Origin of the sequence: uncultured Winogradskyella sp., assembly GCF_947495255.1 — a bacterium.
Taxonomy (GTDB): domain Bacteria; phylum Bacteroidota; class Bacteroidia; order Flavobacteriales; family Flavobacteriaceae; genus Winogradskyella.
Genome location: NZ_CANLYI010000010.1, coordinates 44,299 through 69,968, shown reverse-complemented (window position 1 = coordinate 69,968; position 25,670 = coordinate 44,299). Strand labels below are relative to the sequence as shown.

General features: G+C 32.3%; 35 protein-coding genes. 24 read left to right on the top strand and 11 right to left on the bottom strand.

Features of this window, described 5'->3' with window-relative positions; genetic code table 11:
* From rplE to Q0807_RS16150, 20 genes are all read left to right on the top strand, one after another.
* Positions 1–552: a 50S ribosomal protein L5 gene (gene rplE / locus Q0807_RS16245; protein ID WP_299111727.1), complete on the top strand. Its 552-nt coding sequence runs from the start codon at positions 1–3 to the stop codon at positions 550–552.
* Between the two features lie 2 nt (positions 553–554).
* Positions 555–824: a 30S ribosomal protein S14 gene (gene rpsN, locus Q0807_RS16240; RefSeq protein WP_020897643.1), complete on the top strand. Its 270-nt coding sequence runs from the start codon at positions 555–557 to the stop codon at positions 822–824.
* A gap of 62 nt (positions 825–886) precedes the next feature.
* On the top strand, positions 887–1,285 hold the full coding sequence (rpsH, locus tag Q0807_RS16235; protein WP_299111718.1) for a 30S ribosomal protein S8: 399 nt from the start codon (positions 887–889) through the stop codon (positions 1,283–1,285).
* A 12-nt stretch (positions 1,286–1,297) separates the two neighbouring features.
* A complete protein-coding gene (rplF, locus tag Q0807_RS16230) occupies positions 1,298–1,840 on the top strand; it encodes a 50S ribosomal protein L6 (RefSeq protein ID WP_299111716.1) in 543 nt (180 codons plus the stop codon).
* A 10-nt stretch (positions 1,841–1,850) separates the two neighbouring features.
* On the top strand, positions 1,851–2,207 hold the full coding sequence (gene rplR / locus Q0807_RS16225) for a 50S ribosomal protein L18 (RefSeq protein WP_299111714.1): 357 nt from the start codon (positions 1,851–1,853) through the stop codon (positions 2,205–2,207).
* 6 nt (positions 2,208–2,213) lie between these two features.
* Positions 2,214–2,738 carry a 30S ribosomal protein S5 gene (gene rpsE, locus Q0807_RS16220; RefSeq protein WP_299111712.1) on the top strand — a complete coding sequence of 175 codons (525 nt, stop codon included), beginning with the start codon at positions 2,214–2,216 and terminating at the stop codon, positions 2,736–2,738.
* Positions 2,739–2,751: 13 nt separating this feature from the next.
* Positions 2,752–2,931, top strand: a complete 180-nt coding sequence (rpmD, locus tag Q0807_RS16215; RefSeq protein WP_008269164.1) for a 50S ribosomal protein L30 — start codon at positions 2,752–2,754, stop codon at positions 2,929–2,931.
* Between the two features lie 15 nt (positions 2,932–2,946).
* A complete protein-coding gene (gene rplO / locus Q0807_RS16210) occupies positions 2,947–3,399 on the top strand; it encodes a 50S ribosomal protein L15 (protein WP_299111709.1) in 453 nt (150 codons plus the stop codon).
* Between the two features lie 10 nt (positions 3,400–3,409).
* Positions 3,410–4,774, top strand: a complete 1,365-nt coding sequence (gene secY / locus Q0807_RS16205) for a preprotein translocase subunit SecY (RefSeq protein ID WP_299111705.1) — start codon at positions 3,410–3,412, stop codon at positions 4,772–4,774.
* Between the two features lie 9 nt (positions 4,775–4,783).
* A complete protein-coding gene (gene infA, locus Q0807_RS16200; RefSeq protein WP_007094967.1) occupies positions 4,784–4,999 on the top strand; it encodes a translation initiation factor IF-1 in 216 nt (71 codons plus the stop codon).
* A 4-nt stretch (positions 5,000–5,003) separates the two neighbouring features.
* Positions 5,004–5,120 (top strand): type B 50S ribosomal protein L36, encoded by a 117-nt coding sequence (gene ykgO / locus Q0807_RS16195; RefSeq protein WP_008269159.1) that lies wholly within the window; start codon positions 5,004–5,006, stop codon positions 5,118–5,120.
* Between the two features lie 2 nt (positions 5,121–5,122).
* Positions 5,123–5,497: a 30S ribosomal protein S13 gene (rpsM, locus tag Q0807_RS16190; protein ID WP_299111702.1), complete on the top strand. Its 375-nt coding sequence runs from the start codon at positions 5,123–5,125 to the stop codon at positions 5,495–5,497.
* Between the two features lie 101 nt (positions 5,498–5,598).
* Positions 5,599–5,982 (top strand): 30S ribosomal protein S11, encoded by a 384-nt coding sequence (rpsK, locus tag Q0807_RS16185; protein ID WP_299111698.1) that lies wholly within the window; start codon positions 5,599–5,601, stop codon positions 5,980–5,982.
* Between the two features lie 217 nt (positions 5,983–6,199).
* On the top strand, positions 6,200–6,805 hold the full coding sequence (gene rpsD / locus Q0807_RS16180) for a 30S ribosomal protein S4 (RefSeq protein ID WP_299111695.1): 606 nt from the start codon (positions 6,200–6,202) through the stop codon (positions 6,803–6,805).
* 94 nt (positions 6,806–6,899) lie between these two features.
* Complete coding sequence (locus Q0807_RS16175; RefSeq protein WP_299111692.1) at positions 6,900–7,892, top strand: DNA-directed RNA polymerase subunit alpha; 993 nt, start codon at positions 6,900–6,902, stop codon at positions 7,890–7,892.
* Between the two features lie 59 nt (positions 7,893–7,951).
* On the top strand, positions 7,952–8,425 hold the full coding sequence (rplQ, locus tag Q0807_RS16170; protein ID WP_299111689.1) for a 50S ribosomal protein L17: 474 nt from the start codon (positions 7,952–7,954) through the stop codon (positions 8,423–8,425).
* 269 nt (positions 8,426–8,694) lie between these two features.
* Positions 8,695–9,798, top strand: a complete 1,104-nt coding sequence (gene carA / locus Q0807_RS16165) for a glutamine-hydrolyzing carbamoyl-phosphate synthase small subunit (protein ID WP_299111687.1) — start codon at positions 8,695–8,697, stop codon at positions 9,796–9,798.
* A 153-nt stretch (positions 9,799–9,951) separates the two neighbouring features.
* Positions 9,952–11,244: a phosphopyruvate hydratase gene (gene eno / locus Q0807_RS16160; protein WP_299111684.1), complete on the top strand. Its 1,293-nt coding sequence runs from the start codon at positions 9,952–9,954 to the stop codon at positions 11,242–11,244.
* Positions 11,245–11,501: 257 nt separating this feature from the next.
* A complete protein-coding gene (locus tag Q0807_RS16155; RefSeq protein ID WP_299111681.1) occupies positions 11,502–12,788 on the top strand; it encodes a citrate synthase in 1,287 nt (428 codons plus the stop codon).
* Positions 12,789–12,850: 62 nt separating this feature from the next.
* Positions 12,851–13,762 carry a dimethylarginine dimethylaminohydrolase family protein gene (locus Q0807_RS16150; RefSeq protein ID WP_299111679.1) on the top strand — a complete coding sequence of 304 codons (912 nt, stop codon included), beginning with the start codon at positions 12,851–12,853 and terminating at the stop codon, positions 13,760–13,762.
* Between the two features lie 6 nt (positions 13,763–13,768).
* Here the strand turns inward: Q0807_RS16150 and Q0807_RS16145 are convergent, their stop codons facing one another.
* The 6 genes from Q0807_RS16145 to rsfS all read right to left on the bottom strand — a co-directional run bounded on the left by Q0807_RS16145 (position 13,769) and on the right by rsfS (position 18,551).
* A complete protein-coding gene (locus tag Q0807_RS16145) occupies positions 13,769–14,035 on the bottom strand; it encodes an acyl-CoA-binding protein (protein WP_299111677.1) in 267 nt (88 codons plus the stop codon).
* A gap of 9 nt (positions 14,036–14,044) precedes the next feature.
* A complete protein-coding gene (locus tag Q0807_RS16140) occupies positions 14,045–14,698 on the bottom strand; it encodes a phosphatidylserine decarboxylase family protein (RefSeq protein WP_299111675.1) in 654 nt (217 codons plus the stop codon).
* Positions 14,688–15,509, bottom strand: a complete 822-nt coding sequence (locus tag Q0807_RS16135; RefSeq protein WP_299111673.1) for a phosphatidate cytidylyltransferase — start codon at positions 15,507–15,509, stop codon at positions 14,688–14,690. The genes Q0807_RS16140 and Q0807_RS16135 overlap by 11 nt, the downstream gene beginning before the upstream one ends.
* A complete protein-coding gene (locus Q0807_RS16130; RefSeq protein WP_299111671.1) occupies positions 15,509–16,117 on the bottom strand; it encodes an LUD domain-containing protein in 609 nt (202 codons plus the stop codon). Before Q0807_RS16130 ends, Q0807_RS16135 begins: the two co-directional genes overlap by 1 nt.
* A 107-nt stretch (positions 16,118–16,224) precedes the next feature.
* Positions 16,225–18,162 (bottom strand): ATP-dependent zinc metalloprotease FtsH, encoded by a 1,938-nt coding sequence (ftsH, locus tag Q0807_RS16125; RefSeq protein ID WP_299111669.1) that lies wholly within the window; start codon positions 18,160–18,162, stop codon positions 16,225–16,227.
* 17 nt (positions 18,163–18,179) lie between these two features.
* Complete coding sequence (rsfS, locus tag Q0807_RS16120; RefSeq protein ID WP_299111667.1) at positions 18,180–18,551, bottom strand: ribosome silencing factor; 372 nt, start codon at positions 18,549–18,551, stop codon at positions 18,180–18,182.
* 95 nt (positions 18,552–18,646) lie between these two features.
* Here rsfS and Q0807_RS16115 point away from each other — a divergent pair, with 95 nt between their 5' ends.
* Positions 18,647–19,378, top strand: coding sequence for a biotin--[acetyl-CoA-carboxylase] ligase (locus tag Q0807_RS16115; RefSeq protein WP_299111665.1), 732 nt, complete (start codon positions 18,647–18,649; stop codon positions 19,376–19,378).
* Here the strand turns inward: Q0807_RS16115 and Q0807_RS16110 are convergent.
* Positions 19,375–19,770 carry an SRPBCC family protein gene (locus Q0807_RS16110; protein WP_299111663.1) on the bottom strand — a complete coding sequence of 132 codons (396 nt, stop codon included), beginning with the start codon at positions 19,768–19,770 and terminating at the stop codon, positions 19,375–19,377. The two genes, Q0807_RS16115 and Q0807_RS16110, sit on opposite strands and share 4 nt — an antisense overlap.
* 136 nt (positions 19,771–19,906) lie before the next feature.
* Positions 19,907–20,551 (bottom strand): orotate phosphoribosyltransferase, encoded by a 645-nt coding sequence (gene pyrE, locus Q0807_RS16105; RefSeq protein ID WP_299111662.1) that lies wholly within the window; start codon positions 20,549–20,551, stop codon positions 19,907–19,909.
* 118 nt (positions 20,552–20,669) lie between these two features.
* Here pyrE and Q0807_RS16100 point away from each other — a divergent pair, with 118 nt between their 5' ends.
* On the top strand, positions 20,670–21,251 hold the full coding sequence (locus tag Q0807_RS16100; RefSeq protein ID WP_299111660.1) for an NUDIX domain-containing protein: 582 nt from the start codon (positions 20,670–20,672) through the stop codon (positions 21,249–21,251).
* 12 nt (positions 21,252–21,263) lie between these two features.
* Here the strand turns inward: Q0807_RS16100 and Q0807_RS16095 are convergent, their stop codons facing one another.
* On the bottom strand, positions 21,264–21,803 hold the full coding sequence (locus tag Q0807_RS16095; protein ID WP_299111658.1) for a hypothetical protein: 540 nt from the start codon (positions 21,801–21,803) through the stop codon (positions 21,264–21,266).
* Between the two features lie 85 nt (positions 21,804–21,888).
* Entirely contained in the window at positions 21,889–23,646 is a 1,758-nt protein-coding gene (locus Q0807_RS16090; RefSeq protein ID WP_299111656.1) for a M14 family metallopeptidase, read from the bottom strand.
* Positions 23,647–23,685: 39 nt separating this feature from the next.
* Between Q0807_RS16090 and Q0807_RS16085 the strand changes: the two genes are divergently transcribed.
* Positions 23,686–24,054 carry a hypothetical protein gene (locus tag Q0807_RS16085; RefSeq protein ID WP_299111653.1) on the top strand — a complete coding sequence of 123 codons (369 nt, stop codon included), beginning with the start codon at positions 23,686–23,688 and terminating at the stop codon, positions 24,052–24,054.
* A gap of 57 nt (positions 24,055–24,111) precedes the next feature.
* A complete protein-coding gene (gene ctlX / locus Q0807_RS16080) occupies positions 24,112–25,044 on the top strand; it encodes a citrulline utilization hydrolase CtlX (RefSeq protein ID WP_299111651.1) in 933 nt (310 codons plus the stop codon).
* On the opposite strand, the gene Q0807_RS16075 is transcribed toward ctlX, so the two are convergent.
* The gene (locus Q0807_RS16075) at positions 25,041–25,667 is read right to left on the bottom strand and encodes a chromophore lyase CpcT/CpeT (RefSeq protein ID WP_299111650.1); all 627 of its coding nucleotides are present in this window, start codon (positions 25,665–25,667) and stop codon (positions 25,041–25,043) included. The two genes, ctlX and Q0807_RS16075, sit on opposite strands and share 4 nt — an antisense overlap.
* Between the last annotated feature and the right edge of the window lie 3 nt (positions 25,668–25,670).

Here is a 25,670-nt window from a genome sequence, read left to right as displayed (position 1 = left end):
ATGGCTTACGTTGCAAGATTAAAACAAGAGTATAAGGACAAAATTGTTCCTGCTCTTACCGAAGAATTTGGATATAAAAATGTAATGCAAGTACCTAAACTTGAAAAGATAGTAATATCTAAAGGTGTTGGTGCTGCTGTTGCGGATAAGAAATTAATCGATCACGCAGTAGATGAACTTACAAAAATATCAGGACAGAAAGCTATACACACAATGTCTAAGAAAGATGTTGCTTCATTTAAGTTGCGTAAAGGAATGCCTATTGGTGCCAAAGTAACCTTAAGAGGAGAGCAAATGTATGAGTTCTTAGATCGTTTAGTAACTTCAGCTTTACCTAGAGTTAGAGATTTTAATGGTATCAAGGCTACTGGTTTTGATGGTCGTGGAAATTATAACTTAGGAGTTGTAGAACAAATCATTTTCCCTGAAATTGATATTGATAAAATCAATAAAATTTCAGGAATGGATATAACATTCGTTACCTCTGCTAATACAGATAAGGAAGCGAAGTCTTTATTAACAGAACTAGGATTACCTTTTAAAAAGAATTAATTATGGCTAAAGAATCAATGAAAGCCCGTGAGGTTAAGCGTTCTAAAACGGTAGCTAAATATGCTGAAAAGCGCAAAGCTTTAAAAGAAGCTGGTGACTATGAAGCATTACAGAAATTACCTAAAAATGCTTCTCCAATACGTCAGCACAACCGTTGTAAACTTACTGGAAGACCAAAAGGTTATATGAGACAATTTGGAATTTCTCGTGTGATGTTTAGAGAAATGGCTAACCAAGGTTTAATTCCTGGTGTTAGAAAGGCCAGTTGGTAAAATTATAAATTGGTTTCAGGTTTAGCAATAGTGCTGAAAACCGCTACCGCAAATTAATAAATATGTATACAGATCCAATAGCGGATTATTTAACGCGAGTTAGAAATGCAGTTAAGGCTAATCACAGAGTGGTTGAGATTCCTGCATCTAACTTAAAAAAAGAAATAACTAAGATTTTATTCGACCAAGGATTTATCTTAAGTTATAAGTTCGATGACTCATCAGTTCAAGGTACTATTAAAATTGCTTTGAAATACAGTAAAGACACTAAAGAGTCAGTAATCAAAAAAATTCAAAGAATCAGTAAACCAGGTTTACGTAAGTATGCTTCTTCTAACGAAATGCCAAGAATCCTTAACGGATTAGGTATTGCAATTGTATCTACTTCTCATGGAGTAATGACAGGTAAACAAGCGCAAAGAGAAAATGTTGGTGGTGAAGTTTTATGTTACGTATACTAAAAACAGGAAATTATGTCAAGAATAGGTAAAAACCCAATAACAGTTCCTGAAGGTGTAACAGTTGAGATTAAAGATAACTTGATTACTGCAAAAGGTAAATTAGGTGAATTAACTCAGGAGTATTCAGAGATTGAAATTAAATTAGAAGACGGTACTATAACATTAGAGCGTTCATCTGATAAAAAAGATTTAAGAGCAAAACATGGTCTTTATAGAGCATTAATTGCTAATATGATAGAAGGTGTTTCTAAAGGTTGGACCAAAGAACTAGAAATGGTTGGTGTAGGTTATAGAGCTTCGAATCAAGGACAGAGATTAGATTTGGCTGTAGGATTTTCTCATAATATTGTTTTGGATATTGCTCCAGAAGTAACTGTGGAGACTATTTCAGAAAAAGGTAAGAATCCAAGAGTAAAATTAACATCTTTTGACAAACAATTAGTGGGTCAGGTTGCTGCAAAAATACGTGGCTTCAGAAGACCAGAACCTTACAAAGGAAAAGGTATCAAGTTTGTTGGTGAAGAAATTAGAAGAAAAGCAGGTAAATCAGCGTAATAATTAAGTTATGGCATTGACAAAGAACGATAGAAGATTAAGAATTAAAAACAGAATCCGTAAGGTAGTATCTGGTACAGAAACAAAACCAAGATTGGCTGTTTTTAGAAGTAATAAAGAGATTTATGCTCAAGTTGTAGATGATGTATCTGGTAAAACTTTAGCTGCTGCATCTTCAAGAGATAAGGATTTAGCTAAGTCTAAAGTAAATAAAACGGAAATGGCTACTTTAGTAGGTAAGTCTGTTGCAGAAAAAGCTATTAAGGCTGGTGTTGAAACTATTTCTTTTGATAGAGGTGGTTACTTATATCATGGAAGGGTAAAATCATTAGCAGAAGGTGCTAGAGAAGCAGGACTTAAATTTTAAGACATTATGTATCAAAAATATAAAAACGCAGAGCTTGTTAAACCAGGCGGATTAGAATTAAAAGACCGTTTAGTAGGTGTACAGCGTGTAACTAAAGTAACAAAAGGTGGTAGAGCATTTGGTTTTTCTGCAATTGTTGTTGTAGGAGACGAAACAAATGTTGTAGGACATGGTTTAGGTAAGTCTAAAGATGTTGCTACTGCAATTGCTAAAGCAGTTGAAGATGCTAAGAAAAACTTAGTTAGAATTCCTATTATCAAAGGCACATTACCACACGAACAAAAAGGTAAGTATGGTGGTGCAAGAGTTAACATTATTCCTGCTGCTCCTGGTACAGGTGTAATTGCAGGTGGTGCGGTAAGAATTGTACTTGAAGCAGTAGGTGTACATGATGTATTATCTAAATCTCAAGGATCTTCAAACCCTCATAATGTAGTAAAAGCAACTTTTGATGCTTTATTACAATTAAGAGATGCTAAGTCTGTAGCTAAAGAACGTGGAATTTCACTTGAAAAAGTATTTAACGGATAATCGATAGGATAAGATGGCAAAGATTAAAGTAAAGAAAGTAAAAAGTGCAATCAATCGTACTAAAAGACAAAAGTTAACATTATTAGCTTTAGGTTTAAAAAAGATTGGACAAGTAGTAGAGCACGATGCCACACCAAACATCCTTGGTATGGTGAAGAAAGTTGAACACTTAGTTTCTGTAGAGGAAGCTTAATAATATAACTTAACAATGGATTTAAGTAATTTAAAACCTGCAGAAGGTTCAGTAAAAAATCAAGGTAAGCGTATTGGACGTGGACAAGGTTCTGGTAAAGGTGGTACTGCAACACGTGGTCACAAAGGGGCAAAGTCTCGTTCAGGATATTCTAAGAAATTAGGATTCGAAGGTGGTCAGATGCCATTACAAAGACGTGTTCCTAAATTTGGATTTACAAATATTAACAGAGTAGAGTATCAAGGTGTAAACTTAGATACATTGCAAAAGTTAGTAGATGAAAAGAAAGTTAAAGATAGTGTTGACTTTGAATCTTTAGTATCTATGGGATTAGCTGGTAAAAACGAGCTAGTAAAAATCTTAGGTAGAGGAGAGTTAAAAACAAAATTAACAGTAACTGCTCATAAATTTACTGCTACGGCAAAAGCTGCTATTGAAGCGGCTGGTGGTGAAGCTGTAACTTTATAAGATTTATAGGATGAAAATAATAGAAACATTAAAAAACGTTTGGAAAATCACAGAACTTAAGGATAGAATTATTCTAACCTTAGGTTTGCTTTTGGTTTATCGTTTTGGCGCTCAGGTTGTATTACCTGGTGTTAATATCGATGCTTTAGGTGGTTTACAAGATGGAACTACAGGTGGTCTTTTAGGATTACTAAACGCTTTCACAGGAGGTGCTTTTGCAAATGCTTCTGTTTTTGCTTTAGGTATTATGCCTTATATATCTGCCTCAATTGTAGTTCAATTAATGGGTATTGCGATTCCTTATTTACAAAAGCTTCAGAAAGAAGGTGCTAGTGGTCAGAAAAAAATCACTCAGATTACGCGTTGGTTGACTATTGGTATTTGTCTAGTACAAGCACCAGGTTATTTGGCGAGTATACCGGCTTTATCAGGAGCTTCATCAATGAGTGCTTTATTAGTGCCAGGTTTTGGTGAGAATATCTTTTATTTCTCTTCAGTAATTATTCTTGTTACAGGTTGTGTATTTGCAATGTGGTTAGGTGAGAAGATTACAGATAAAGGAATAGGTAATGGTATTTCATTATTAATTATGGTTGGTATTATTGCAACCTTACCTGCATCATTTATTCAGAATGCGGCTTCTAGATTAGAAGGTGGAAATGGTGGTTTTATGATGATTTTAATCGAATTAGTTATTTGGTTCTTAATTATCTTAGCTTCTATATTCTTAGTAATGGCAGTAAGAAAAATTGCGGTACAATATGCAAGAAGAACTGCCTCTGGTGGTTATGAGAAAAATGTATTTGGATCTCGTCAATTTTTACCATTAAAATTAAACGCTTCAGGTGTAATGCCAATTATCTTTGCACAAGCTATTATGTTTGTTCCTGGTTTAATTGGAAGTTCATCTTGGTTAAAGGATACGGCAGCTGGTCTTTGGATGCAAGCTAATTTCTCAGATATGTTTGGTTTTTGGTACAATTTAATGTTTGCTTTATTAATTATAATATTTACATATTTTTATACGGCAATCACAGTACCTACAAATAAAATGGCAGATGATTTAAAACGTAGTGGTGGATTTATTCCAGGCATTCGTCCAGGGTCAGAAACTTCTGAGTATTTAGATAAAATTATGTCTCAAATTACTTTACCTGGTTCAATCTTCTTAGCTTTAGTTGCAATTTTTCCTGCAGTAGTTATGAAATTAATGAACGTTCAATCTGGTTGGGCATTGTTTTTTGGAGGTACATCTCTTTTAATTATGGTGGGTGTAGCAATAGATACTATGCAACAGATTAATTCTTATTTATTAAATAAGCATTATGATGGTTTAATGAAGACTGGTAAAAACAGAAAGGCGGTTGCGCAATAAGATATAATTATGGCAAAACAAGCAGCAATAGAACAAGACGGAACAATTATAGAAGCATTATCTAATGCTATGTTTCGAGTAGAATTAGAAAATGGTCATATAGTGACTGCACATATCTCTGGTAAAATGCGTATGCATTATATTAAGTTATTACCAGGTGATAAGGTGAAATTAGAAATGAGTCCTTACGATTTAACTAAGGCTCGCATAACTTATAGATACTAATACGATGAAAGTTAGAGCATCAGTAAAGAAAAGAAGCGCAGACTGTAAATTAGTCCGCAGAAAAGGTAGACTTTACGTCATTAACAAAAAGAATCCTAGATTCAAACAAAGACAAGGGTAATTATGGCAAGAATTGCAGGTGTAGACATACCAAAACAGAAAAGAGGAGTTATCTCTTTAACTTATATCTACGGAGTAGGTAGAAGTAGAGCAAAAGAAATTTTAGCAGCGGCTAAAGTTGACGAAAGCACTAAAGTACAAGATTGGACTGACGACGAAATTGGAGCGATCCGTGACGCTGTTGGAACTTTTAAAATCGAAGGTGAGTTACGTTCTGAAACACAAATGAACATTAAGCGATTAATGGATATTGGATGTTACAGAGGTATTCGTCATAGAGTTGGTCTTCCTTTAAGAGGACAACGTACTAAGAATAACTCTCGTACTAGAAAAGGTAGAAGAAAAACGGTTGCTAACAAGAAGAAAGTAACTAAATAATAAATAGTCTTTGGTCTTTAGACGTTGGAAAGAATCTGTTTGAAATTTAACGGTTTAGGATTCTAGCGACTTTAAACTAATACTAAAAACTAAAAGAAAACATGGCAAAGTCAAGTACTAAAAAACGTAAAGTAATTGTTGATGCAGTTGGAGAAGTTCATATTACAGCTTCTTTTAATAACATCATTATTTCTTTAACAAACAAAAAAGGTGACGTTATTTCTTGGTCATCAGCTGGTAAAATGGGTTTTAGAGGTTCTAAAAAGAACACACCATACGCTGCGCAATTAGCTGCAGAAGATGCTGCGGCAGTAGCTAAAGAAGCTGGTTTAAAGAAAGTAAAAGCATACGTTAAAGGTCCAGGTAATGGTAGAGAATCTGCTATAAGATCTATACACAATGCAGGTATCGAAGTTTCAGAAATTATTGATGTAACTCCAATGCCACATAACGGTTGTCGTCCTCCAAAAAGACGTAGAGTTTAATCTGAATAGTATTCAGTTTTCTAATTAAATTTAATTAGGAAAATTCTATAAAATTATATGTAAACTAATATCATTCATGAAAATGTATTGATATTAGTTTATTTTGCATAAATTTGCAAACTGAAAAATTAAAACAAGTATCAATCGAGAGGTTAACGGTTATAGAAGGATAAGATTAAGACCTTAATTCCATAATCACTCTCTAAACAAATTTAAAATGGCAAGATATACTGGTCCTAAAACTAAAATAGCTCGTAAATTCGGACAAGCTATCTTCGGAGACGATAAAGCCTTCGAAAAAAGAAACTATCCTCCAGGACAACACGGAAATAACCGTCGTCGTGGTAAAAAATCTGAATATGCTATCCAATTAATGGAGAAGCAAAAAGCTAAATATACTTATGGTATATTAGAAAAGCAATTCAGAAACATGTTTAAAAGAGCAACTTCTGCTAAAGGAATTACAGGTGAAGTATTACTTCAATTATGTGAATCTCGTTTAGACAATGTTGTATACAGAATGGGTATTGCTCCAACAAGAAGTGGTGCAAGACAATTGGTTTCTCACAGACATATTACAGTAAATGGTGAAAAGGTAAACATTCCTTCATACCAATTAAAAGCTGGTGATGTTGTAGGTGTAAGAGAAAAATCTAAATCTTTAGAAGCTATTCAAAACTCACTAGCTAACTCTAGTAATGTATTTGAATGGATTACTTGGAATACAGGTTCAATGGAAGGAACTTATGTTTCTGTTCCTGCTAGAATTCAAATTCCAGAACAAATCAACGAACAATTTATCGTTGAACTTTACTCTAAATAATAATTAATCATATTGGTATTTGGCCAAAGGATTTATTTGTGTTCTTCAAACTTATAAATCGCGCAACCAAGTAACAATTAAAACGAAGAATAATATGGCAATATTAAATTTTCAGAAACCAGATAAAGTAATCATGATTGATTCTACTGATTTCGAAGGTAAATTTGAATTTAGACCTTTAGAACCAGGATACGGATTAACTGTTGGTAATGCTTTAAGAAGAGTTTTATTATCTTCTTTAGAAGGTTTTGCAATTACTTCAATAAGAATAGAAGGTGTAGATCATGAGTTTTCTACAATTTCTGGAGTAGTTGAAGATGTAACTGAAATGATTTTGAACTTAAAGCAAGTTAACTTTAAGCGTCAAATCGATGAAATTGATAACGAAACTGTTACTATTTCTATATCTGGGCAAAATCAGATTACAGCTGGTGATTTTCAGAAGTTTATTTCAGGTTTCCAAGTATTAAATACAGATTTAGTTATCTGTAACTTAGATCCTAAAGTAAACATCAATATGGAGTTAACTATTGAAAAAGGAAGAGGTTACGTACCTGCAGAAGAAAATAAGAAAGCTTCAGCACCAATCGGAACAATCTTTACAGATTCAATTTTTACACCTATAAAGAATGTAAAGTATGCTGTTGAAAACTTCCGTGTAGAACAAAAAACGGATTACGAAAAATTAGTTTTTGAAATTCAAACTGACGGATCAATCAACCCAAAAGATGCTTTAACTGAAGCAGCTAAAATATTAATTCACCACTTCATGTTATTCTCAGATGAGCGTATTACATTAGAAGCTGATGAAATTGCACAGACTGAAACTTATGATGAAGAATCACTTCACATGAGACAACTATTGAAAACTAAATTAGTTGATATGGATCTTTCTGTACGTGCTCTTAATTGTTTAAAAGCTGCAGAAGTAGATACTTTAGGTGACTTAGTATCATTCAATAAAAATGATTTAATGAAATTCAGAAACTTCGGTAAGAAGTCTTTAACAGAATTAGAAGAACTAGTAAACGTTAAAGGATTAAACTTCGGAATGGATTTAGGTAAATATAAATTAGATAAAGATTAATTAATCATATTTTGCTCCTCGATTAATGAGTTTAGTAGCAAGATGATAAAACAAATGTCATGAGACACGGAAAAAAATTCAACCACTTAGGAAGACAAACAGCACACAGAAAAGCAATGTTAGCTAATATGGCTTGTTCTTTAATAGAACACAAACGTATTAACACAACAGTAGCGAAAGCAAAAGCTTTAAAGCAGTTTGTTGAACCAATGATTACAAAATCTAAGACAGACACAACACATAACAGACGTATTGTGATGTCTAGACTTAGACAAAAAGAAGCAGTTACTGAATTATTTAGAGATGTAGCAGCAAAGATTGGTGATCGTCCAGGTGGATATACTCGTATCATTAAATTAGGAAACAGATTAGGTGATAACGCTGATATGGCAATGATAGAATTAGTTGATTACAACGAAATCTACAACGCTGATAAAGCACCTAAGAAAACAACTCGTAGAAGTAGAAGAGGAGGTAGCAAAGCTACTACAACTCCACCTGTGGATACTAAAACTTCAAACGAAGAAGAATAAATGTTAATAAGCATTAATAAATATAAAGGATAGACTGTTTCAGTTTATCCTTTTTTTTTGGATTTTTGCAAAAGTTAGATTAACGATTTGGGCGTTACCCAACAAGTTTTAAACAAAACTTATTCGGTCGCGCTTTTACTACTCGCTCTCTGCGAGGAGCTGAAACAAACCGTTCAATCACTAACGCATAAGAATAGGTCTTAAAACACCTTTTGGTAAACGAGTAATAACATCGATTTAATAGCAATAAACGATTCAACACAACGACAATGAAATACAAGCAAAGAAAAAAAGCCCTTATTCTTTTAGCAGACGGAACAATTTTTCATGGTAAGTCCATCGGAAAAGAAGGTTCTGCTTTTGGTGAAGTTTGTTTCAATACAGGTACAACAGGTTATCAAGAAATTTTTACAGATCCTTCTTATTATGGTCAACTTATGGTAACAACCAATGCACATATTGGAAATTACGGGACTAAAATGGAAGAAAGTGAATCTGAAGATGTTAAAATAGCAGGATTAATTTGTAAGAATTTTAGTTTTAACTACTCAAGACCAGCAGCTGATGGTTCTTTAGAAGAATTCTTCGAAAAGTATAATACTTTAGCCATTGCAGATGTTGATACAAGAGCTTTAGTTAGTTACATTAGAGATAATGGAGCAATGAATGCTGTAATTACAACAGAAGTTGATAATATTGAAGCTCTTAAAAAGCAATTGGCAGAATTACCTTCTATGAAAGGTTTAGAATTGGCTTCTAAAGTATCAACTAAAGAGCCTTATTTTGTTGGTAATGAAAATGCAACTTATAAGATTGCAGCTTTAGATATTGGTATAAAGAAAAATATTCTTAGAAACTTAGTGAGTAGAGATGCTTACGTTAAAGTATTTCCATACAATGCAAAGTTTGAAGATTTAGCAGCATTCAATCCAGATGGTTATTTCTTATCTAATGGACCTGGTGATCCAGAACCTTTGGTTGACGCACAAGCTTTAGCAAAAAAAATAATAGCTCAGAATAAGCCATTGTTTGGCATCTGTTTAGGGCATCAAGTAATTGCGTTAGCAAATGGTATTTCAACTTATAAGATGCATAATGGTCATAGAGGTATAAATCACCCTGTAAAAAACTTAATTACAGGTAAAGGTGAAATTACATCTCAAAACCATGGATTTGCTGTTAATAGAGAGGAAACCGAAGCTAATGCTAATGTAGAAATAACGCATGTACATTTGAACGATAATACAGTTGCCGGAATAAGGATTAAAGATAAAAACTGTTTTTCAGTTCAATATCACCCAGAAGCTAGTCCTGGACCAAATGATTCTTTATATCTGTTTGATCAGTTTATAGAGAATATTAAAAATAAATAATAACAAAAACGCAATAAAACATCTCTTTTATTGCGTTTTTTTAGTTACGAAAACATTATAGTAAATATTAATGTGAAATATGATTTTTGTTATGTTTTACGCTGTATATTTTTGTAAATTTGATAAGAAATCAACATATAAAATAATATAAAAATGAGCATTATAATCAACGTACACGCGAGACAAATATTAGATTCTAGAGGAAATCCAACGGTAGAAGTTGATGTTACTACAGAAAATGGAATTATGGGAAGAGCAGCAGTGCCTTCTGGTGCTTCTACTGGAGAACATGAAGCGGTAGAATTAAGAGATGGAGGAGATTCTTACATGGGTAAAGGTGTTTTAAAGGCTGTAGAGAATGTAAACTCAACAATTGCTCAAGAGCTATTAGGTGTTTCTGTTTTTGAACAGAATGCGATAGATCAAATGATGATAGATTTAGATGGTACACCAAACAAATCTAAATTAGGCGCTAATGCAATATTGGGTGTTTCTTTAGCTGTTGCTAAAGCTGCAGCGAATGAATTAGGTATGCCATTATACAGATACGTTGGTGGTGTTTCTGCAAATACATTACCATTACCAATGATGAATATCATTAATGGTGGTTCTCATAGTGATGCTCCTATTGCGTTTCAAGAGTTTATGATTATGCCTGTAAAAGCAAAAAACTTTACGCAAGCAATGCAAATGGGAACTGAGATTTTCCATAATCTTAAAAAAGTATTACACGATAGAAATTTAAGTACTGCAGTAGGTGATGAAGGTGGTTTTGCACCAAACTTACCAGGAGGAACGGAAGATGCATTAGATACCATTAAAAATGCTGTTGAAAAAGCAGGTTATAAATTCGGAGAAGATATTATGATTGCTTTAGATTGTGCTGCAGCAGAATTTTACAAAGATGGTAAATATGATTATACACTTTTTGAAGGTGATAAAGGTGAAGTAAGAACAAGTAAAGAACAGGCTAAATATCTTGCAGAATTAGCTGCTAAATATCCTATTATCTCAATTGAGGATGGTATGGATGAAAACGATTGGGATGGTTGGAAAGATCTTACTGAACAAATTGGAGATAAAGTACAATTAGTAGGTGACGATTTATACGTAACTAACGTAGAACGTTTATCTCGTGGAATTGAAAACGGTATTGCAAATTCAATTTTAATTAAAGTAAACCAAATTGGTACTCTAACAGAAACTATTGCGGCTGTAAACATGGCTCATAACGCAGGTTATACGTCTGTTATGTCTCATAGATCTGGTGAAACGGAAGATAATACTATTGCAGATTTAGCTGTAGCGTTAAACTGTGGACAAATTAAAACAGGTTCTGCTTCGCGTAGTGATCGTATGGCTAAATACAATCAGTTATTACGTATAGAAGAAGAACTAGGAGATGTGGCTTATTTTCCAGGAGCAAATGCTTTTAAATTGAAATAAGCATTTCATTTTAATAATGATATTAAAGACCTACAAATTTGTTTTTGTAGGTCTTTTTTTATTTTAAGTGTTTTCCTTCTTTAGTAGAAGAACCATGATTGAAACTTATCTACATTTATTCCACAAATGAATCGAAAAATCAGACTATTCGTTAAACTTATTTCAAATGTTAAAACGATTATAAATCTCCTTTCGAAATCGTTTGATATTTCGTAAATTTACGACTCTAATAATATATAAAAATCCGAAAAGAAGATATGTCAGATAAAGCTACATTAGAAATTAATGGTGAAAAATACGATTTTCCAATAATTATAGGTACAGAAAATGAAGTCGCTATTGATGTTAAAAGTTTAAGAAGCGCAACAGGTGGAGCTATTACTTTAGATCCTGGTTATAAAAATACTGGTAGTTGTGAAAGTGCTATTACGTTTTTAGATGGTGAAAAAGGTATCTTAAGATATAGAGGCTATTCAATTGAAGAACTTGCTGAAAAAGCTGATTTTTTAGAAGTTGTATACTTATTAATATTTGGTGAATTACCAACTAAAGTTGAATTAGATAAATTTCATGCGGACATTAAAAGTCATTCAGTAGTTGATGATGACCTTAAGAAAATATTAGATGCTTTCCCTAAATCGGCACATCCAATGGGAGTGTTGTCTTCTTTAACTAGTGCACTTACGGCTTTTTATCCAACTTCAGTGGATGTGGCTTCAGAGGTGGCAATGTATAATTCTATTGTAACCATTTTAGGTAAATTCCCTGTAATTGTTGCTTGGACAATGCGTAAAAAACAAGGATTACCTTTAGAGTATGGAGATGACAAATTAGGTTATGTAGAGAATATTTTAAAAATGATGTTTAAGAGTCCAAATAGCGACTATGAACAGAATCCTATTCTTGTAAACGCATTAGATAAACTTTTAATCTTACATGCAGACCATGAGCAAAATTGTTCTACCTCTACAGTAAGAATTACTGGTTCTTCTCACGCTGGTCTTTTTGTTTCACTTGCATCAGGTATCTCTGCACTTTGGGGACCATTACATGGTGGAGCTAATCAGGCTGTATTAGAAATGTTAGAAGCAATAAAGGCAGATGGTGGTGATACTAAAAAGTACATGGCTAAAGCTAAAGATAAAAATGACCCTTTCCGATTAATGGGCTTTGGTCATAGAGTATATAAAAACTTCGATCCTAGAGCACTTATTATTAAAAAGGCAGCTGATGAAGTTTTAGCAGATTTAGGTATTGAAGATCCTATTTTAGATATCGCTAAAGGTTTGGCAAAAGAAGCTTTAGAAGATCCATATTTTGTAGAGAGAAAATTATATCCAAATGTAGATTTCTATTCTGGTATTATTTACAGAGCTATGGGAATACCTGTTGAGATGTTTACGGTAATGTTTGCATTAGGTCGTTTACCAGGTTGGATTGCACAATGGAAAGAAATGCGTATGCGTAAGGAACCAATTGGACGTCCTAGACAACTTTATATTGGTGAAACGTACAGACCATTTAAATCTATTGATAAAAGATAAATTATAATCATATATTTTTTAAAAGCTTCATATATTTATGAAGCTTTTATATTTTTACACATATGAAACTAAACATACAAAACGAAACGTCTCGTCTTAAAGCTGTTATTTTAGGTATAGCAGAAAGTATTGGTCCAGTACCATCCATTGAAGACGCTTACGACCCTAAATCAGTCCAGCATATAAAAGCTGGTACATATCCTAAAGAAAGTGATATGGTAAAGGAAATGGAAGCTGTTGCTGCTGTGTTTAAGAAGTATGGTGTAAAAGTCTATAGACCAAAAGTAATTAAGGATTATAATCAGATATTTTCTAGAGATATTGCCTTTGTGATTGAAGATAAATTAATAGAAGCGAATATTCTACCAGATCGCGAGCGTGAGTATGAGGCCATTCAACACGTATTAGATGAAATAGGAGAGGAGAATATCATTGTACTGCCAGAAGAATGCCACGTAGAAGGTGGAGACGTAATGCCTTGGAACGATTATATTTTTATTGGCACCTATTCTGGAGCTGATTATTCAGATTATATTACAGCCAGAACTAACATGGATGCAGTAATCGCGATCCAAGAATTGTTTCCTCACAAAACCGTAAAATCATTTGAACTTAAAAAGTCGAATACAGACCCTAAAGAGAATGCATTGCATTTAGATTGTTGTTTTCAACCTATAGGAAAAGACAAAGCGATACTTCATAAAAATGGTTTTTTAGTTGAAAAGGAATATCAATGGTTGCTAGACTTCTTTGGGAAAGACAATGTATTTGAAATTACAAAAGAAGAAATGTATAATATGAATAGTAATGTGTTTTCTATTTCTGAAGATGTTATTATCTCAGAAAAGAACTTTACAAGATTAAATACTTGGTTACGAGAAAATGGCTTTATAGTTGAAGAAGTACCTTATGCTGAGATTGCTAAGCAAGAAGGTTTGTTACGCTGTTCTACTATGCCTTTAACAAGGGAATAGTACTACTTATTTTCTATATAAAAAATAATTATTCACAAGATCAATATATTCTTGTTTAGCTTCATCTTCACTAATGTCTTTTATCTGAAATAAAGCATTAGTTTTAAAAGCATTAATAATTGGTTTACGACTGCTTGGACGTGTGTAATTGTTGGTCGCTTTCTTGTAGTAAGCATAAAGACGCAATAAAAAGTCGGCAGGAAAAGGTTCTGTATGATCGTTTACACGATCTACGGCAGTGTTAAATTCTATGTCTAATTCTTTAATAACCATCTTTAGAAATTACTTCATTTCCGCAATCACACATTCTCCTCCACGAACTTTTTGGTTAAGCTCTACTTTGATGTCTGCATCTAAAGGTAAGAATAAATCTACTCGAGAGCCAAATTTTATAAAACCTGAATCAGCACCTTGTTTTACGTTGGTACCTACTTTAGCATAGTTAACAATACGTTTTGCTAATGCACCTGCAATTTGACGGTAAAGAACCTTGCCAAAGCTTTTGTTTTCAACTACGACCGTTGTACGTTCATTTTCTTCACTAGCTTTTGGGTGCCAAGCTACTAAGAACTTACCTGGATGATACTTGCTAAAAGTTACATTACCAGCAATTGGATAACGTGTAACATGAACGTTAATAGGAGACATAAAAACAGACACTTGTATACGTCTATCTTTAAAAACTTCATTCTCTTCAACCTCTTCAATCACTACAACCTTTCCGTCCACAGGAGACAATACTTGTTTATCATTAGGATGTGTATTGCGCTTAGGGTTTCTGAAAAACTGTAATATTAGAATAAAGAATGCCAAAACAACTAGCATTAATCCTTTACGTAACCATTCGTTGGTTATAAATCCATCGATTAAAAAAAATGAACCTACTACAATTACTAGGGTTATGAATATAATTTTATGACCTTCTTTATGAAACATGAGTTGTAATTCTTAAAAATAAATATATAAATGGAGATGCAAATATAATACTATCTAGTCTATCAAGCAGTCCACCATGACCTGGCATTATAACGCCACTATCTTTTACGCCAGCTTGACGCTTAAATTTAGATTCAATTAAGTCTCCAAGAGTACCTAGAACACTAACTATTATAGCTAAAATTAACCAATAATTAAAATTAAGTGTTTCGGTATATAGAGCAATAAAATAACTAGAAATACAGGCAAAAAATAAACCACCTAAAAAACCTTCGACTGTTTTCTTTGGTGATATACTCGGAAACAGTTTTTGTTTCCCAAAGTTCTTTCCAACAACATATGCTGCACTATCGTTTACCCAGACAAGAATAAATCCACCAAGTAATAATAATGGCGTAAACTCATTATTAAAATTCGCAGTAAGAAACATAAACAAGAAACCACTAGTTAAATAAAATGTAGTTACGATATAACGTTTAGATTCGAAAAGTGGAATTTTCTTAGATGTAAATAAATCTTTAATTAATATGAGGTTTACAAAGATTGTAATAACCAAAATTATCTGAACAGCTTCATTACTACCTGTTGAGTGATTGGTCTTAACGCAGAGGTACCAGATTCCGGCATAAAGAATAAAGAAAACAATATATTGGATAAAAGATTTGAGCTTTATGAGCTTGCTAAATTCAGCTAAGCTAATAATACCTAATACTCCAATTAAAATAACTGAAGTCTCTTGCATAAATAGTGAACCTATTAACAGCAAAACGTAGATAGCTCCAGAAATTGCCCTTGTTGCTAACTCTTTCATTATAGATCTTCTAGTAGGAGTAGGTATAAATTTTTAGAACTACTTCCATAGGTTAGGAAATCTTTATCATCAGCAGTTTTAAAATGCTTTATTGTTGTAATGTTAGTTGGGATTGTTGCTTTGCTTTTTGCTTTAATACCTTTAAGACCTTCTCCAATTGTTTCTACAAATTGACTTGTAGTAGCATATATTATGAAGTTATCAGGTAATTCAATCAATTTTTTTTCAGCAATTTGGTTCGATGAGATTAATAAAGACCCATCATCTGAAATTAAATACTCACAAGTAGATAAGAAATAAGCACTTTCAGAAAGCTTTGTAGTGCTATTTAGGTTAAAATCCTTAAATAATTCAGTTAAACGTTGGTCTATTAAAAACACGTTGTCATTATGCCAATTGTTTTCATCTAAGATAGCGTTAAAGCTTTCTTTCACTTCTTCAAGATTTTCACAATATAAAAATTTTCCGCCATTGGCTTTAAAGTTTATTGTAAAACGTTCATCTACAGGTAGCTTCACTTCAGGCATGTATTTGCCTCGCTCTTGATTTGGTATGTCTTCTTCAGTCTGTTCAGACTTTTTTCCGAAGATTTTACGAAATAAGCTCATTCAATAGTTGCGATTAATCCTAACGTTTATGATAATTTCAAATATAAAAAAACTTAAATTAACATTAGGTCAATTTAAGTTTTTTATATGATTATGGAAAAAGGATACTATTCTTCTTCCTCTGAGATGATTGGTTTTTCAAAAGCACGTTTACCGAAAATCTTTTCAAGGTTATCTTTAAAAATAACTTCTTTATCTAAAAGAACTTCTGCTAACTCAGTTAATTTATCTTTATTATTTTCTAATAATTGAATAGCACGTTGATATTGCTTTTCAATGATATCTGAAATTTCATTGTCAATAAGCTCAGCTGTTTTCTCACTATAAGGTTTAGAAAAACCATATTCAGATTGTCCTGAAGAATCATAATAAGTTAAGTTACCAATCTTATCACTTAAGCCATATACAGTAACCATTGCTCTAGCTTGCTTTGTTACCTTTTCTAAATCACTTAAGGCACCAGTAGAAATCTTATCGAATATTACTTTCTCTGCAGCTCTACCACCTAAGGCAGCACACATTTCATCTAGCATTTGCTCTGGATGTACAATTAAACGCTCTTCTGGTAAGTACCAAGCAGCACCTAATGACCTTCCTCTTGGCACTATAGTTACTTTAACTAAAGGAGCAGCATGTTCTAACATCCAACTTACAGTTGCATGACCAGCTTCATGGAAAGCAACAGCTCTTTTTTCTGCAGGCGTGATAATTTTATTTTTCTTTTCTAATCCGCCAATGATTCTATCAACAGCATCTAGGAAATCTTGTTTGTTAACTGATTTTTTACCTTTTCTAGCTGCAATTAATGCTGCTTCGTTACAAACATTAGCAATATCAGCACCAGAAAACCCTGGAGTCTGTTTTGCTAAGAAATCGATATCTAAAGTTTCTGCTTTTTTTAGTGGACGTAAGTGTACTTCAAAAATTTCTTTACGTTCTCTTACATCTGGAAGATCCACATAAATCTGACGGTCAAAACGACCAGCTCTCATTAAAGCGCTATCTAAAACGTCAGCTCTGTTAGTTGCAGCTAATACAATAACATTAGTATTAGTACCAAAACCATCCATTTCAGTTAATAGTTGATTAAGCGTGTTCTCACGTTCGTCGTTAGAACCAGACATGTTGTTTTTCCCTCTTGCTCTACCAATAGCATCTATTTCATCTATAAAGATAATAGAAGGTGATTTCTCTTTAGCTTGTTTAAATAAATCTCTTACTCTAGAGGCACCAACACCAACAAACATCTCAACAAAATCTGAACCAGATAAAGAGAAGAAAGGTACTTGTGCTTCACCAGCCACAGCTTTAGCTAGTAAAGTTTTACCTGTTCCTGGAGGTCCTACTAATAATGCGCCTTTTGGTATTTTACCACCTAAGGCTGTATATTTTTCTGGAAATTTTAAGAAATCTACAATCTCTTGCACTTCTTCTTTTGCGCCTTCTAAACCTGCAACATCTTTAAATGATGTTTTAGTATCTGTTTTCTCGTCAAAAAGCTTTGCTTTAGACTTTCCGATATTAAATATCTGTCCACCAGCACCACCTCCTCCTCCAGAAGACATACGTCGCATTATAAAAATCCATACACCAACAATTAAAACAAATGGTAAAAGAGAAATTAAAATGTCTCCAAAGGCATTGTTTTCAATATCAGCATCTCTTGTAGTAGATAAATCGTTATCCTTAATTATAGTGTCAATTCTGTTCTCAAAATTCTGAAGATCACCAAATTTTAAGGTATAATTTGCCTCATTACCAGCTGGTAAAAAACCTTTTGGTTGGGCATTTTTATGAACCTCTTTTTGTAATGCTGCTTTGGTTAAAAAAACTTTAGCAGTTTTAGTATTACTAATAACCATTACTTCTTTTACGTCACCATCTTTTAGGTAAGTAATAAAATCTGAGGTTTTTATTTCTTTTGAACTTTGAAAAGCATTACCTCCAAAAAGTTGAATAGCAATAAATATAGCTATTACTATTCCGTAAATCCAATACGGACTAAATTTTGGTTTTTTGCTTGTAGTTTTAGTGTCTTTAGCCATTAGTAGCGTTTCTCGTTTTAGTAACTCGTTTCTATTTGGGTTATTTTAGCGTCTCCCCAAAGACTTTCAATATCGTAATATTCCCTAATATGTTTTTGAAATACATGCACTACAACATTAACATAGTCCATTAAAATCCACTCAGAATTCTCTGTACCTTCAACATGCCAAGGTTTGTCTTTTAATGTTTTGCTAACTTGTTTTTGTATGGAATTAACGATTGCGTTTACTTGCGTATTTGAAGTTCCTTCGCAGATTATAAAATAATCACAAACCGTATTTTCAATTTCTCGTAAATCTAAAATTGTGATTTCTTTTCCTTTAACCTCTTCTATGCCACCAATAATCGTTGTTATGAGTTGGTCTACAGGGATTTTATCTTTCGTCATTAAATTGTGTTAATTTTGTGCAAAGTTATTATTTTTTTAGTTCTTGTGAGCTCAAATTGTCATAAGAAAACCATAAAATAAAATTGCCTTATAAAATGTATATAATCAAACTTAATGCCATTGACTCTACAAACTCTTATTTAAAGGGCTTGGTATCTGTTGCAATACAAAAGGATTATACCGTCGTTGTTGCAGAAATGCAAACAAAAGGTAGAGGGCAAATGGGTTCAGAATGGCAAACAAAAAATGGTAAAAATCTAACTGCTAGTGTGTTTAAGCGACTTTCGTTTTGTGATATAAACGACCAATTTTATATTAGTATGGTTGTTTCTCTTTCAATTTACAAAGCGTTAAGCGCATTTAAAATCCCAAAATTAAGTATAAAATGGCCTAACGACATTTTGTCAGCAAACACTAAATTATGTGGTGTTTTAATTGAAAATGTCATAAAAAGTAATAATCTTCAAGGTTCAATTATTGGATTTGGTCTCAATGTCAATCAGAAGATTTTTAGTAATTTACCTCAAGCATCTTCAATGAATTTGGTCACAGGAATTTTTTTTAACAAAGATGTAGTACTTTCCGAAATCTTAAAACAACTCAAAATATATTTTAATTTATTAGAGTCGAAAGACTATGGTGTTATAAAAGCTGAATATGAAAGCTTACTTTTTAGATTAGATAAACCTTCTACATTTCAAACTTTAAATGATGAAAATTTCTCTGGAATTATAAAGGGCATAACTGAAACCGGACTCTTAAAAGTCTGGACAGAGGATGAAACTATAAAAACCTTTGACCTAAAAGAAATAAAGCTATTGTACTAAATAGCAGTTTTCATATTAGTTACTAAAGTCTCAATAAACTTACCAATTGGGCCTTTAATCATCATAGCCATCATAGAATTAAATTCACCTTCAAAATGTAACTTAACGTCAGTTTTGTTAGCTTCGATTTCCGTAATATCTGCAATTAATGAAAAATCTAATTTTCCGCCTGCAGCTCCTAAAACAATTTTACTATTCGGCACAGCTTCCTTTTTCTTCAATACTATTTCTGGCATTCCTTTTAAAGCAAAAAGAAATTTATCGGTATCTAAAACTTCAAATTTACTGATGTTTTCAGGCATTAAGCTTTCAAAATTTTTAACATCAGAAAGAAAATTAAACGTTTCTTCTGTTGATTTGTCTAAGGTTATTTTTGGCGATTCTAATTTCATTTGTAGTTGTGTTAAGTTGTTTTACTGAAATAGATTCAGTTTATATAAATTTGAGATTAGGTTGAAGTTTTATAGTAAGCACATATTTAAAACTCACCTGACAAATTCTTCAATCTAACGATTTAGTATTTGTATATCAATTAGCGTTCCATTTACTTGGATTTGCATTCCATTGTGTTAAAACGTCTTGTTGTTCTTTTGTAATATAAAAAGTATCAACAGCTTGTTCTAATAGGTTTTCGTAATTACCAAGTGTGTGTAATTCTACATTGGCATCTTTAAAATTCTTTGTAGCAATTTCAAAGCCATAAGAGAAAATAGCAACCATACCTTTTACATGTACTTCTGCTTCGTTTAGTGCTTTTACAGCATTAAGACTGCTCATACCAGTGCTAATTAAATCCTCTACAACAACTACCGTTTGTCCTTTTTCTATATAGCCTTCAATTTGGTTTTGGCGACCGTGTTTCTTAGCTTCTGGTCTTACATAAACAAAAGGTAGGTTAAGATATTCTGCGACTAAAGCACCAATACCAATTGCTCCTGTTGCTACACCAGCAATAACATCTGGTTTGCCATAAAGGTCTTCAATGTTTTTAGCAATGGTTTCTCTAATGTAGTTTCTAATTAATGGATAAGAAAGTACAATTCTATTGTCGCAATAAATTGGCGATTTCCAGCCAGAAGCCCATGTGAAAGGGTCGTTAGGCTGAAGCTTAATAGCATTAATTTGAAGTAAAACTTCTGCTGTTTTTTTGGCTGTATCTTTGTTGAAAATCATGATACAAAAATAATGAAATTTAGAGGTTAGAAAATTTTAATTGAAAATAAATTTCATTTCAAATAGATTCTCATAAAAAATAATAAATTTACAAGACCTAAGGATAAACAACCTAACGATGTACACTATTTATGTAGGTGATAAACCTATTATTTTAACTACTGAAGTAAAGAAAGAAACGGATTTTAAATCCTATCTTTTAAATTCTGTAAATATTGGTAAGGTTATTAAAACCTTGAATAAAACAGATTTAAAGGCTGTACATTTAATTCATAAAAATGAAGATAAACTCCTTAAAAAGTTTTTAAAGCTATTACCAAATGTAGTTGCAGGAGGAGGAAAAGTATATAATGCTAAAAATGAAATCCTTTTTATCTACAGAAATGATAAATGGGATTTACCAAAAGGAAAAGCAGAACGAAAAGAGACTATTGAAGAAACTGCCATACGCGAAGTAGAGGAGGAGACTGGTGTTGAAGGTTTAAAAATCACCAAACCATTACCAACTACTTATCATATATTTAAACGTAATGGTAAACATAGAATTAAAGTGACTTATTGGTTTGAAATGAAAACTGAGTTTGAAGGCGAGCTTTTTCCACAAATAAAAGAAGGGATTACAAAAGTAGAATGGTTAGACGATAAAGCATCTCATCAAGCTTTGGAGAATAGTTATGCAAATATTAGGATTTTGGTTTAGTATCTGATTTGATTATCTGTCCCAACCATCAATTATATAATTTTGTTCAGTTAATTTTTTTTCGTTACCAGAATTGAAAGGTTTAAACCATAATTCAAATCTAGTAGGATAGTAATGCTCAAAAGTTCCTTCGGAAATTACAGTATGTCCTTCATATAATTTATAATTATCATTTAATTTTAATATTTTGTTTTTAGTTTTATTACTTAAATTCCATTCTGATAATCGTACTTCTTGAGTTAATTCGAATGCTTTGATATAAATTTCTCCTTTTTCAATTGGTTTATGCCACATATAAAAACTATAACCATTATACCCATCACCAACAACTACAATTTTTTCTTCACTTATAATCAATTTTTTTAAAGAATCAATTTGCTGATTAGTGAGGAATTCAATTGGTTTTGGAAAATTTAATCTTTTTGGAATTTCAATATTGTAAAACTTAGTTTCTTCATGTTCTACTGCCAAAAAATATAAAATAAACCAGCCAATAGGTATTAGTATAAGAGCGATTAAAATTCCGAAAATTACTTTTTTTGAGATTATCATTTTTATTGTTCTATCTCATTAAACAGGATTGAATACGATTTTATTACCCTTATCAGAAATAAAAATAGGGTAGTTAATTATAGTTTTAATTAAGACGATAAATAGGATACTGTAAATGAGCAGATTCATAATTTTCACTCTGTTTGTGTAACCAATCTAATTGCGCATACCAATTGTTTGCAAAATCTTCGTCGTAGCTAATTTTTACATTGTACTCCATCTGAATTTTAGAATTGTTTTTTAATAATTCTTCTGCCTTGTCTTCCCAAACATATGGAGAGAAACCTTCTTTTTGTTGTAGAATGGTGTCAAAGAAATTCCAATTAAAAAATGAATCTGGTGCTGATGGTTCTAGAGTTTCAATTAAATATCGCATTGCTTTTTGGTTGGTAGAAATAAGATAGTCTCCTTTTCTAAAAGTTACGGCTTTATGGGTTGTGCTTACATTGGTATTGTAATGAGAATAATGACCTTCGTAAGGTGATTTTTTAGTCTCAAAAGCACCAATTTTGTACGATTCTACATTTATAATAGTATCATTTTTAAATTTTGTAAACGCTACGTTGTTCAATTTTAATAAATTTATAACGTTATACCAACCTTGAGGAATAATATAGGCTTTTGGTATGGTGACGTCTTCATTTGGTTTATAATAATTTTGGTAGGTAACGTCTTTAGTAAAAGGTTTAGATGTGTCATATTTTAATCGTTTTGCACCTGTTAATTCACTTGCAATCATTTCACCTTCGTAACCTTTAAATTTAAGTGTAGATGTTTTTGTAGTATCGATTTCCCATGCTAGAGGGTAACTCTGACCAACTGACCACATATTGCTTTGTTCTTTTCTTAGTTGTGTGATGTTATCACCTCGTTCTTCGGTGATTTCAATCATGCTTTTCATTAATTCATAAGTGCCTTCTACACGTTGTTTGTATGGTTTTAACATGTGTGTTTCTATCATTAGTCCTAAAGTGTTAAACAATGTAGTATAACCTGTAGAATATCTTGGTGAATCTAAAAATTGACTAAAACCAGAATCTGGTGTGCGATTAAAAACATTAACATATGGCGTAATATCCCAAGACTTTGCTGCTAGTTTTTGCTCTAGTTGGGGCATTATTTCAGAATGCATAAAATCGCCAAGCTGTCCACCTAATTTATTATGTTGTGTAAATAAATGAGTTAATGTATATTGGTAGTCTGCGCCATTACTTACATGGTTGTCAATGAAAACATCTGGTTGCACCAAATGAAAAATTTTAGCAAAGGTTCTGGCGTTTTTGGTGTCAGATTTTATGAAGTCTCTGTTTAAATCAAAGTTTCTGGCATTACCTCTAAACCCATATTCCTTTGGTCCATTTTGGTTAGTTCTTGTGGTTGAGTTTCTGTTTAAGCTTCCTCCAATATTATATACAGGTATTGTAACAATGACGGTTTGTTTTGGAGCTTCAGTTTTTCCTTGAGCTATATCTCTAAACAACATCATTGTGGCATCAATTCCATCAGATTCTCCAGGATGAATACCATTATTTATTAATAAAATTCTGTTGTTTGCCCTTAGCTCTTCAAAACTATCTCCAGAACTATGCATATTTAAAGTTACCATATGGAGTGGTTTTCCAGAGTCAGTTTCTCCAATAGATTTAATTGAAATTTCAGAATACTGATTTGCTAAATCTTCATAGTAATTAATTACCTCCTTATAAGTGGCAGTTTCTAAGCCGTTACTTTTTTCGAATACAGTTGTGAAGTCTGTTTTAGTGGTTTTATTTTCTGTAATTGGCTTGTCTATAGTGTTGTTACAAGAATAAATAATTAAAAAAAGGAGTAAGTGTTTTTTCATTGTTGCATATTTGCTTTAAATTTAATTATATTTATTGAAATGAAATCACATCGATTAAGCTTTGGCGAAATAATTATTCTGAAGGACAATCTCGCTGAAGTTATTATTAATGAAGGCGTTTTAATGGATATAAAAATAGTGGAAGATTATCATCAATTTTTATTAACGCATTTAAAAGCTCCTTTTTCTTTACTTATAAATAAAAGATATCCGTATGCATATACTTTTGATGCACAAAAGAAGATAGGTGATTTAGTTGAAATTAATCTTATGGCAGTTGTGGTAGAAGGTTTTAATGCTAAAAAATCTACTGAATTTTTAATTGCGATTAATCAACCAAGTGATTGGAATATACAGACATTTGCGTCTAGAGAAAAAGCATTAGCTTGGATAGAAAATCAAGTTTAAATTTATGATTGTTTTAGTTCTAAAAAACAATAACTTTGCACAACTAATTATTATATAATGCAACAAACTACAAATACTATTGTAATGATTCGTCCTGTTAATTTTAGGATGAATGAACAAACAGCTGTCAATAATTATTTTCAGGAAGATTTAGAATTAAAAAATATTGAAATCAATGCAAAAGCTCAACAAGAATTTGATGCTTTTGTAGAAAAATTACGTGCTGTTGGTATTAATGTGATTGTAGAGAATGATGACAAAAAGGATGATACTCCAGATTCTATTTTTCCTAATAATTGGGTGAGTTTTCATAGCAATGGAGATATTGCTAAGTATCCTATGTTTGCAGAAAACAGACGTCGCGAACGAAGAGATGAGGTATTCATTAGATTAGAGGAAGAAGGTTTTAAAATTGAAAACATCATTGATTATACTTCTGCTGAACACGACGGAATATTTCTAGAAGGAACAGGAAGTATAGCATTAGACAGAGTAAACAGAAAAGCGTATTGTGCCTTGTCTCCAAGAGCAGATGAAGAATTGTTTATTGAATTCTGTGAAGATTTTGAGTTTACTCCAGTTATTTTTACGGCTAACCAAACTGTTAATGGAAAGCGTTTAGCCATATATCACACTAATGTGATGATGTGTATTGCTGAAAATTTTGCAGTAATTTGTTTAGATTCAATTGATGATAAGAAGGAGCGAAAAAATGTTGTTAAGCACTTCAAGCAAGATGGAAAAGAAATTATTTCTATTACAGAAGCTCAGATGCATCAATTTGCAGGAAACATGTTGCAGTTAAAAGGCAAAAACGACGAACTTCATTTGATAATGAGTGATGCTGCATATAAAAGCTTAACATCTAATCAAATTAAGGCTATTGAAAAATATTGTCCTATTCTATCTAGTTCTTTAGAAACGATTGAAACTTGTGGTGGAGGTAGTGCTCGCTGCATGATGGCAGAAGTCTTTTTACCAAAATCTTAATCTAATTTATTAAAGATATAACCACTTTTTTCTGCTCCCCAAACATAGTTTCCATCAGCATCAAATCCACGGTCCCAAGAGATAACTTTATCTTCTAAAATTTCTACTTCGCTACGCGCATAAGAAGCACCACGCATAGTGCTTATACATGTGTCATCGCCAGTTTTACCTATAAATTGTTTAGGAGCTATACGTTTAAGAATAACATCACAGCCCTCTTTAAGGGCAATATCTTTGAGTGAAATAGAATCAAATGCTTTTGGGTTATTCCACTTGCCAATCCAAAGCGAGTCTGCATCTAATTTATAGATAGCAGAACTAAATGAGCTGTCAGTAGCTCTAGTAACCTCATAAATTCTTTGACGGTATGGTTTGTTAGGAGTACTTGTTAGCGCTTGTTCTACATAAAGGAAGTTCCCTTTATCTTCCCAAATAGGATACATATGCAACGAAATATTGTAGTATGTCGAATCTACTTCTGCTTGTATAGAAGAATCAAAAGACCCTTGCATTAAACTAAATAATTCTTTAAGGTCTGCATCTTCTTTAACTTTTTGTTTTGCATCGTTTTTACAACTTAAAACAGAAAGTAGTATGATTAATAAGGGAAGTAGGCGTTTCATTTA